The sequence below is a fragment of the Flavobacterium sp. genome, assembly GCF_024305175.1.
Lineage (GTDB): Bacteria > Bacteroidota > Bacteroidia > Flavobacteriales > Flavobacteriaceae > Flavobacterium.
The window spans coordinates 45,742-56,288 of sequence record NZ_JAMWYY010000017.1; the positions used below are offsets into that span (position 1 = coordinate 45,742).

Annotated in this window: 9 protein-coding genes; 7 read left to right on the top strand and 2 right to left on the bottom strand. The window is 43.8% G+C overall.

What is annotated here, in order from left to right; all coding sequences use genetic code 11:
* Positions 1-99: 99 nt before the first annotated feature.
* Both Q0K96_RS06070 and Q0K96_RS06075 read left to right on the top strand, forming a co-directional pair.
* The gene (locus tag Q0K96_RS06070) at positions 100-2,178 is read left to right on the top strand and encodes a TonB-dependent receptor (RefSeq protein ID WP_297333113.1); all 2,079 of its coding nucleotides are present in this window, start codon (positions 100-102) and stop codon (positions 2,176-2,178) included.
* A gap of 32 nt (positions 2,179-2,210) precedes the next feature.
* Positions 2,211-2,765, top strand: coding sequence for a hypothetical protein (locus Q0K96_RS06075; protein WP_297333114.1), 555 nt, complete (start codon positions 2,211-2,213; stop codon positions 2,763-2,765).
* A 1-nt stretch (position 2,766) separates the two neighbouring features.
* Here the strand turns inward: Q0K96_RS06075 and Q0K96_RS06080 are convergent, their stop codons facing one another.
* Positions 2,767-4,044, bottom strand: coding sequence for an MFS transporter (locus Q0K96_RS06080; RefSeq protein WP_297333115.1), 1,278 nt, complete (start codon positions 4,042-4,044; stop codon positions 2,767-2,769).
* A gap of 328 nt (positions 4,045-4,372) precedes the next feature.
* Here Q0K96_RS06080 and Q0K96_RS06085 point away from each other — a divergent pair, with 328 nt between their 5' ends.
* Entirely contained in the window at positions 4,373-4,567 is a 195-nt protein-coding gene (locus Q0K96_RS06085; RefSeq protein WP_297333116.1) for a hypothetical protein, read from the top strand.
* Here the strand turns inward: Q0K96_RS06085 and Q0K96_RS06090 are convergent, their stop codons facing one another.
* Complete coding sequence (locus Q0K96_RS06090) at positions 4,568-6,031, bottom strand: glycoside hydrolase family 130 protein (protein ID WP_297333117.1); 1,464 nt, start codon at positions 6,029-6,031, stop codon at positions 4,568-4,570. It lies immediately after the preceding gene.
* Between the two features lie 205 nt (positions 6,032-6,236).
* Between Q0K96_RS06090 and purK the strand changes: the two genes are divergently transcribed.
* The 4 genes from purK to Q0K96_RS06110 form a co-directional block, all read left to right on the top strand.
* Positions 6,237-7,412, top strand: a complete 1,176-nt coding sequence (gene purK, locus Q0K96_RS06095) for a 5-(carboxyamino)imidazole ribonucleotide synthase (protein ID WP_297333118.1) — start codon at positions 6,237-6,239, stop codon at positions 7,410-7,412.
* Between the two features lie 118 nt (positions 7,413-7,530).
* Positions 7,531-8,019 (top strand): 5-(carboxyamino)imidazole ribonucleotide mutase, encoded by a 489-nt coding sequence (purE, locus tag Q0K96_RS06100; RefSeq protein WP_297333119.1) that lies wholly within the window; start codon positions 7,531-7,533, stop codon positions 8,017-8,019.
* A 28-nt stretch (positions 8,020-8,047) separates the two neighbouring features.
* Positions 8,048-10,075, top strand: coding sequence for a M3 family metallopeptidase (locus tag Q0K96_RS06105; RefSeq protein WP_297333120.1), 2,028 nt, complete (start codon positions 8,048-8,050; stop codon positions 10,073-10,075).
* A gap of 258 nt (positions 10,076-10,333) precedes the next feature.
* Positions 10,334-10,547: ArsR family transcriptional regulator (locus Q0K96_RS06110; protein WP_297333121.1), on the top strand; the 214-nt coding region annotated here is incomplete at its 3' end.

Genomic DNA, 10,547 nt, shown 5'->3' on the forward strand with positions numbered 1-10,547 from the left:
CAATGATTGATTCCCGGAGATTCTTCCTTCGTCAGAATGAGAATGATGCTTAAGTAAAGTACTTGGCGAGGCAGCTTATTTCTTTTATACCAGCACCCAATGCCTTTACGTATTTTATTTGCTATCCTGCTCCTGTTCAGCGTACGCTTATCGGCACAGCAGGACACCATCAATACCACAAAACAGCTTAAGGAAGTAAGCATAAGCAGCTATCACATTAACGACAGCCTGCTTAACGCCCCAGCTGCCATAAGCATCCTTACGGCAGCAGATTTGCAGCGCAACGACAACACCAATATAGCTTATGCACTTAACACCTTGCCGGGAGTGTATATGCAATCGGGCGGCATAAATACCAACCGCATCAGTATTCGGGGCATTGGGGCACGAACGCCATACGGCACCAATAAAATAAGGGCTTTTTACGGCAGTATACCGCTAACATCGGGCGACAGCGAAACTACTATAGAAGATATAGATGTAGAGATTATCGGCAAAACAGAGGTAATCAAAGGGCCACTTTCGAGTATTTACGGTGCAGGGCTCGGCGGTGCCATAATACTTTCGCCAAACTATACAAGCGGGGAAGGGCACAACGCATCTGTCAGTACCACTACAGGTTCTTTCGGGCTGATTAAAAACACCATACGCTATGGCTATGCCACACAAAAAGGGAATCTTAATATCAGCTATCACAAACTTGAAAATGACGGCTGGCGCAGCAACAGCGCCTATAACCGCGAAGGCATTACCCTTGCCGGGGAAGTTTTTAAAAGTGAGAAAGGCAGCCTTACCTATTTTGGCAATTACACTTATCTGAAAGCCTATATACCGAGTTCTGTTGACAGGGAAACATTTGAGGATAATCCGCGAAATGCAGCCTTTACCTGGAATGCCGCCAAAGGCTACGAACAGTATGACAGCTGGCTGGCTGGGCTTGCCTACAACTGGCAGCTAACGGATTGGCTGCAAAATGCTACATCAGTCTTTTTGAACATCAAAGAGAATTATGAACCACGCCCATTTGATATACTCACGCAGGACACGAAAGGCTACGGGGCACGCACGCAGTTTACGGGTAATATCCCGTTAAATGAAACTAAAATTACATGGCTTGCCGGGATGGAGTACTTTAAAGATGGTTTTACAGGCGGCACCTTTGCCAACCTCTATGAGCAGAATAACGGCAACGGCAGCCTGCAGGGCGAACGCCTTACCGGCACCGGGCAGGACAGGCAGTTTATAAACATTTTTGCACAGGCACGCATACCACTTGTAAAAAAACTGGAGTTACAGGCAGGCGTCAATTACAATAAAACACAGTTTGAGCTCGAGAATACTTTTTCTGCTGAAACTTCAGGCACACAGAATTACAGCTATAACGGAATATGGTCGCCACACGTGTCCTTACAGTATAAGCCTGCAAAGCTGCAAACGCTATACTTTTCGGCAAGCAAGGGCTTTTCTATGCCTGCCATAGAAGAAACACTTACGCCTGAAGGCACGATAAACCCTGACATTAAACCCGAAAGCGGCTATAACTTTGAAGCGGGCGGAAAGTTTTACCTGGCGGGAGAAAAGCTATATGCTGAAGTCACGGCTTATACCATGAGAGTTAACGACCTGCTTGTTGCACAGCGTGTTGACGATGACAGGTATGTAGGCATAAATGCGGGTGAAACACTACATCAGGGTATAGAGTTGGCTATAAACTATTATTGGCGGTTTAATGGCAATTACACCATACAGCCTTATGTGGCAGCCTCTTTGGGCAATTATGAGTTCAAAGAGTTTATTAATAACGACATCAACTACAGCGGAAACAACCTTACAGGCGTACCCGATAACAAAATAAATGCTGGGTTTACCGCCACTGCACCATTTGGGGTTTACCTTTCGGCAGATTATTATTTTACCGATAAAATACCGCTTAACGATGCCAACAGCCTGTATGCTGACAGCTACAGCCTGCTCAATGTCAAAGCCGGTTACCGCACAGTATTATTTAAGAATCTGTCAGCGCATTTTTCGGCGGGAGTAAACAATATTACTAATACGCATTATGCTGCTATGGTGTTGGTAAACGCAACAGGCTTTGGGGGTGCGGCGCCACGCTACTACTACCCCGGCCTACCCGTTAATTATTACGGCAACCTGTCAGTAAATTATTCGTTCTGATTTTATACATTCGGGAAAGCAGACCAAACAGCATGAACAGTATATTTTACAACAGGGTTGCAGCAAGCACGGCACACCGCGCCATAAGGGACGAACTTTCGGGCATGGTGTTGCAGGACACTACGCTCCTGCCCTGCCTCATGGAAATTGTTTTAAATACCGAAGACAAAAACCACCATAAAGCCTGCTGGATAGCCGAGCTTGTTTTTGAAGCAAACCTGCAACTGCTGGAGCCGTACCTGAGTGATTTTTGCAAAACGCTGAACCATTACAGGCACGAAGGCGCAATACGGTCGGTTTCCAAAATATGCCTGTTTGCTGCCGGCTTCAACCAAAAAACGCCCGGCTTTCTTACTGCAATACAACTACAGCAGGTAACCGAAGCCTGTTTTGACTGGCTTATAGACCCTGAGGGAAAGGTCGCGGCAAAGGCTTATGCGATACGGGCTTTATACGTTATCGGCAAGAAACAGGAGTGGATTTACCCGGAGCTTGCGCAAATATTCGCGCAGGACTTTCCGCAGAACACTGCCGCATATAAAAGTGCCGCAAAAGATATACTGCGTAAAATAGCCAACCATTCCTAATTTATTTTTCTTCCTCTTCTTCGTATTTAAAATTGCGCAGTTGCGGTGCACTGAAAAAAGTAACGGCAACCACCCCGAGCGTAAGGCAGCCTCCTACCACTACCGCACGCACTGTACCGAGCCAGTGTGCCATTACGCCGCTTTCAAAATCGCCCAGTTCGTTAGACGAGCTCACGAATATAGTGTTTACCGATGCCACCCTGCCCCGCATATGATCGGGTGTTACAAGTTGTAAAATGGTGCTGCGCACTACTACGCTCACAGCATCAAACATACCCGAGCAAAGAAGCATAAAAAAAGACAGTATAAAATTGGTTGAGATACCAAATATGATAATAGACAGTGCAAAGCCTGTTACTGCCAGAAAAAGCTTTCTGCCTGGATTGGTTTTAAGCGGCAGGAAAGCCAGCACGCTCATGGTTATTATGGCGCCTACACCCGGTGCTGCGCGCAATATACCAAAGCCCACCTCATCTACATGCAGTATCTCTTTCTGGTAAACGGGTAAAAGTGCTACTGCGCCACCAAACAGCACCGAGAACATATCCAGAAGTTGTGCCCCAAGCAGAGCAGGGGTTTTTACCACAAAACGAATGCCCTGTGTGAGGCTTTGCAATATGGGTTCTTTTTCTTTTTTTAGTATGGGTTTTACAGATATGGACAATATAGGCACAAGCATTAGCACCTCTACAATCAGCACCGCGAGCATACCTGTAGATACACCGTTAACAGCTATAAGTATACCGGCAGCAAGCGGGCCTACAACAGCGCCCAGTTGCCAGCCCATACTGCTCCAGCTTGTGGCGTTTGCGTAGTGCTTGCGGGGAACAATAAGCCCGAACAGCGAAAAGACGGAAGGCCCCATAAAAGAACGGATGATACCTCCGCAAAACACTAAAAAGTAAATAAGGTACAGCGTATTGGAAAGCCCTAATGAACCCAACGCATAAGGTGTTGTAAGCAGGAACAGGCTAAGCCCAAGTAATATATATGCCGAAATACAAAATAAAACCATTTTACGTTTTTCGGCAAGGTCAACATAATGCCCTGCAAAAAGCGAGCAGCCTATTGCGGGTATAACCTCCGCAAGACCTACCAGGCCTAACGCAAGTTTATCGTTTGTAAGGTGGTAAACCCAATAAAAGATAATAGTTATCTGCATGTTCAGGGCAAAAATGAGCCCGAAACGTATAGTGAGAAACGAAAGGAATTCACGGATTTTAAGTACGGGGTTCTTTTTAAAGAAGCCCCTGCCGCCTTCATCTTCGTTATTTTCCATAGCCGCTTGTTATTTGCGGCAAATATACAACAGCAGGCATTGAACGCAGAGGTACACAATTATATTTTTGAAAATCTGTACTGAAGATTTTTAGTATTTTAGCGTTACAAGCTAACTAAAATTTTATGAAACTGAATCTCTTAACCGTTTTTGCGTTCACTTGTGTTTCTACTTTTGGACAGGCTCCCGAACAAAAAACAGATAATACTCTATTGAAGCGATAAGGTATTATGAGCAAAACCCTAGCCCCGATTGTTATAAAATACAATTCAGTATTTACAGAACCAATGTATATGGTACACGATGGCTTACACATGCCGCAAAAATAATGTTAGGCGACTGCACTGAATGTATTGGTGAATATTTTTACAGCAGGGACTATGGTTTCAGGGATTGCATTATAAAGGACGATAAGATAATGGACAGACCTTTTTTAGACTTCTTTAGAGAACATCCCGAAATGCTGCCGCAGTACGCTACGGAAAGAAGCGAAATCCTCAAAAAACTGAATAAAAAAAACTAACTACCCACCACTTGTCAGCCTATCGAGTAAAGTTTTAAGGTTAACGGTAACAAACCCTGAACTGTGGTCTGACAATCCGTAAGGTATAATAAGCTCATCATTATGTATTATTGAGCCACAAGAATACACCACGTTAGGTACATAACCTTCACGCTCGTCAGGGTTAGGTACAATAAGCGGGTCTTTAAGCCTGCCAATTTCTTTTTCAGGATTATTAATATCAAGTAATGAAGCGCCTATGCTGTAACGCCGCATAGGGCCAACCGCATGTGTAATAACCAGCCACCCGGATTCGGTTTCTATTGGCGAACCGCAATTGCCTATCTGCACCAACTCCCAGGAATATTCAGGCGATTGTATTTTTATCGGTTCATCCCATTCATTAATATTATCACTATACATCAGGTAATTGTTCCAGCCATCTATCCTCGACAGCATTGCATATTTGCCGTTTATCTTGCGCGGAAAGAGCGCCAAGTTTTTGTTACGGGCACCTTCGCCATGCAACGGGCTTGTTTTAAACTCATAAAAGTCGGTGGTCTTTAAAAGCTTGGGCATTATGTGCACGCCATCATAGGCAGTGTAGGTGGCATAATATATAATACGGCCGTTATCATCTGTAAAACGTACAAAACGTGCATCTTCAATACCTTTAATCTCAAAATCAGAGATTGGGAAAATTACGCGGTCGCTTATATCGGTATCTTTAGAAAAGGAAATACGGCGGTAACTATCAGACAGCGAGAGTATCATGTTATACTGGCGTATAATTTTAGGGTCTTTAGTATCCTGCTTTACCTCCATTATAAGTGCTTTGAGCTGATCATAATCAAAACGGTCACCCAGCCTTTTATCAACAATATCCAAAAACTCCCCGTTTATATCTTCCTCTTTGGCTTTGCGTAAAAACTGGCGTTTATGGTAAATAAGATTGTGTATTTTTTCAGCTTCATCAATATAATTGCCTGCGGGTGTAACCGTAATATTGTTCTGCCTGTCTATGATTGCCCTGCGGAAAACCACCGAAGATACATGGCCTTCGCCTACAGCCCTGAAACTGATAATTACCCTTAGCTGCCCTTCTTCAAGGTTAGTCTGGTCCGGGTCTGCCACTATAGAAGGATTAAAAAATGCCGCCGATTCTATAGAATATTCGTGTGTAAAGTAAGCGCCAATCAACAGCTTTGTATATTCGTCGAGTGTCTCATAGTCGGCTCCCGCCCTCTCAATATCAACCCTTACGCGTTCGCAGTGGCGCAGCAGCTTTTTGGTAATACTGCGGTGGCGCTTAGAGAAATCCTGAAGCAGTGGAGACACAAGCCCGAACACCCGCTCCCTGTCCATTGCCAGTATTTTTTTTATGAGTTCCACGGCGCGTTCTTCGCCATTAAAAAAGAAACGTGCAATAACCCTTTTGGTGTCGGGGTACACTTTAACGGGCTTTCGTTCTACAGATAATCTCATACTCAGGTTTTTTGGCATAAAAGTATTAATCATACCAAATTACAATTAATATCAGGAAAATTCACAGAGCTAAATGCTAAAGTTTAGTAAAAATACTACAGCTATCAGAAAAGGCACGCCTATCTAACTGTAACAATTACCAAGATTTTAATAGTTAATTTTTGCAGCATTAAGTATCTTTGGCGTTGCAAATTACAACACAACAATGAACTACTTTTCTTCAGATTTTAAACTCGGAATTTTAGGCGGGGGGCAGCTCGGGAAGATGCTGCTTACCGAAACCCGCAAGTTTGATATACAAACCTATGTGCTGGACCCAAGTGATGAGGCACCCTGCAAAATTGGCTGTAACCATTTTGTGAAAGGCAGCCTTACTGACTTTGACACAGTGTATAACTTTGGCAGGCAGGTAGATGTACTTACTATAGAAATTGAGCACGTTAATGTAGAAGCCCTTGAAAAACTGGAGGCTGAAGGCGTTAAAGTTTACCCAAGCCCTGCCACACTAAAACTGATTAAAAACAAAGGCGGACAAAAAGATTTTTATGCCGCCAACAATATACCCACTGCCGATTACAGGCGTTTTGAAAATATAAATAACCTAAAAGTAGCAGTAGATAATGGCGAAATTGCCATGCCTTTTGTGTGGAAAAGCACCGAAGGTGGTTATGACGGGAACGGCGTTAAGGTTATACGGTCGGCAGAAAGTTTTGAAGGACTGCCGGATGTGCAGTGCATAGCTGAAGTTATGGTGCCGTTTATGTATGAACTGGCGGTAATAGTAGCGCGCAGCCCAAAAGGCAAGGTAGCTACTTACCCGGTGGTAGAAATGGAATTTCACCCTGAAGCCAACCAGGTAGAGTATGTTATATGCCCGGCACGCATACCGGATGCAGTTGCTGAAAAAGCACAGGAAATAGCACTACAGGTATCAGAAGCATTTGGGCACGTGGGGCTTTTAGCGGTAGAAATGTTTTGCACCGAAGATGAGCAGGTACTGGTTAATGAAGTTGCGCCGAGGCCTCATAACAGCGGGCATTATTCTATAGAGGCTAGCTATACTTCTCAGTTTGAGCAGCACCTAAGGGCAATACTGAATCTGCCATTGGGCAATACCGGCAGCAAAGCCGCGGGTATAATGGTAAACCTTGTAGGCGCAGAAGGTTATATTGGTGATGTAAAATATAAGGGAATGAAGAAAATCCTTAAAATGGATGGCGTTACCCCGCATATTTACGGCAAGAAACAAACAAGGCCATTCCGTAAAATGGGACACGTAACCATTGTGCATAAAGACATAAGCCAGGCACGTGATATTGCAGAAAAAGTTAAGGACACCATTAAGGTAATCAGCGTGCCTACGCAGGAGTGGGATAAGTAGCAATTAGGCAAAAGGCATTAGCCATTAGCTACTGGTTGATAGTTATTAAAAATAGAAAAATATAAATCCTGTTTCCCCTACAGGCAAATTCCCCCTCGGGGGATAGGGGGCTAAAAATATGAAAGTCGGAATTATAATGGGCAGTATTTCGGATATGCCGGTAATGCAGGATGCCATCAACATATTAAAAGATTTTGGTATAGAGACAGAGGTTGATATTGTATCGGCCCACCGCACACCCGATAAGTTGTATGAATACAGCAAAGATGCCCATACAAAAGGCATATCGGTAATAATTGCCGGTGCAGGCGGCGCAGCCCACCTGCCGGGCATGGTAGCCAGTATGAGTCCGCTGCCGGTTATTGGTGTACCTGTAAAATCAAGCAACAGCATAGATGGCTGGGACAGTGTGCTTTCTATACTGCAAATGCCGGGCGGCGTGCCTGTGGCAACAGTAGCACTTAACGGAGCCAAAAATGCCGGAATACTTGCCGCACAAATACTGGGCAGCCATGACAAGCTGGTTCAGGCAAAAATCCTTGCTTATAAGCTCAGTCTTAAAGATGCTGTGAACAAGGCATCGGAAGAAATGAAGAATAAGCAATAGTTTTCAATATAACTAAGTATAAAATTGCATGAACATACTCATACAAAAATTCAATACCAAACACGATACAGCTCCTTTCAGCCAGATAAAGAACGAAGATTACCTGCCTGCTTTTCAGGAAAGCATCGCTTCGGCAAAAGCTGAAATAGACGCCATTGTTAACAATCCTGCCGAACCTGATTTTGACAACACTATTGCTGCCTTATCATTTAGTGGCGAAATGCTCGAAAGGATATCATCTATATTCTTTAACCTGCATTCGGCAGAAACCAATGATGAGATTCAAAAGATAGCACAGGAAGTATCGCCACTGTTGTCGGAGTTTGGTAATGATGTAAGGCTGAACAAAGAATTGTTCGAAAGGGTTAAGACGGTATATGATAAACGCGCATCACTTAACCTGACGCCGGAACAGGCTACACTGCTTGAAAAAAAATATAAGGGTTTTTCACGTAACGGCGCTAACCTGCCGGAAGATAAAAAAACTAAACTTCGCGAGATAGATAAAGAGCTATCTAAGCTAAGTTTACAATTCGGTGAAAATGTACTTGCCGAAACAAATGCGTTCCAGCTGCACATAACGGATGAAAAAGACCTTGCCGGGTTGCCGGAAGGTGCTATTGAAGGCGCACGCGAAATGGCTATGACACAGGAAAAGGAAGGCTGGGTTTTTACGCTTGACTATCCGAGTTATGTACCGTTTATGACCTATGCCTATAACCGCGAACTCCGCAAGAAGATGGCATTGGCGTTTGGCGCAAAGGGCTTTAATAAAAATGAGTTTGACAACAGCGAAATTGTTTTACAGATAGTAAAGCTACGCCACGAGCGCGCTAACCTGCTCGGTTATACATCGCATGCCGATTTTGTACTGGAGGAGCGTATGGCGGAAAGCCCGCAAAAGGTGCTTATTTTTTTAGGCGACCTGCTTGAAAAGGCTAAACCAGCCGCGCAGAAAGAGTTTGAGCAGCTTACACAATTTGCAAATGAGCTTGACGGAATTGATGTACTGCAAAAATGGGATGGGGCTTACTACTCTGAAAAGCTAAAGCAGAAGCTTTTTAACCTTGATGATGAAAAACTAAAGCCTTACTTTCAGCTTGAAAAAGTGCTGAACGGTGCTTTTACCATTGCCGGAAAGTTATACGGTATCCGATTTGAAGAAGTTCAGGATATTGATAAATACCATAAAGATGTAAGGACATATGAGGTAAAAGATGAAAAAGATGAGCTTACAGCCATCTTTTATGCCGATTTTTTTCCGCGAAAAGGTAAGCGCAACGGCGCATGGATGACGTCTTACAAGCCACAGTATATAAAAGATGGTGTTAATGAGCGTCCGCATGTATCTATAGTGTGCAACTTTACCAAACCTACCGAAACTAAGCCATCATTACTTACCTTTAATGAGGTTACTACGCTTTTCCATGAGTTTGGACACGCACTGCACGGCATGCTGGCTGACACGGTTTACCCGAGCCTTAGCGGTACGAGCGTGTATTGGGATTTTGTAGAACTGCCAAGCCAGGTTATGGAAAACTGGTGCTATGAACCGGAAGCGCTGGAGCTTTTTGCGCACCACTACAAAACAGGGGAAATGATACCGATGGAGTATATAGAAAAGATTAAAGAAAGTGCAAGCTTTCAGGAAGGTATGGCAACCCTGCGCCAGTTGAGCTTTGGCCTGCTTGATATGAGCTGGCACAGCCTTGACCCCGGCAGCATAACCGATGTAAAAACTTTTGAGCTGGAACAGTTTGCCTCAACACAGCTTTACCCGGATGTGGCAGAAAATGCCATGAGCACGGCATTCAGCCATATATTTCAGGGTGGGTACTCTTCAGGTTATTACAGCTATAAATGGGCAGAGGTACTGGATGCCGATGCGTTTGAGCTGTTTCAGGAAAAAGGTATATTTGATGCTGAAACTGCCCGTTCTTTTAAAGAGCATATTCTCTCTAAAGGCGGCACAGAGCACCCGATGGAATTATACAAGCGTTTCCGCGGGCAGGAGCCAAAACCGGATGCTTTACTGAAAAGGGCCGGGCTGTTATAGTAGACAGCTAGATAATAGATTTAAGATAATAGATAGCTCCCGCTGTAGCGGGAGCTGTTTTTATTACTTCCATTTCGACCTGAGCAAAGCGAAGTGGAGAAATCTTTTTTGATTATCTGTTTGTTATTCAGAATGAAGTATAATAATCTGATGAAAGAAGCAATGATAAATTCTTCTTTAACTATAATTAAGCAAAATCTTATAAAATATATTTTCAAATATTTTTGAAAGTTTAGAATTTATATACACCTTTGATACATGGAATTTAACGAAGCAAAAAATAAATTCATCCAAACCTGGGGAGCGCTTGGCTCACAATGGGGCATTAATAAAACCATGGCGCAGATACATGCCCTGCTGATGGTGTCGCCCGATGCGCTCTCTATGGAGGACATTATGGAAGAGCTTCAGATATCCCGTGGTAATGCCAGTATGAACCTGCGCGCGCTTATGGATTGGGGAATTATTTATA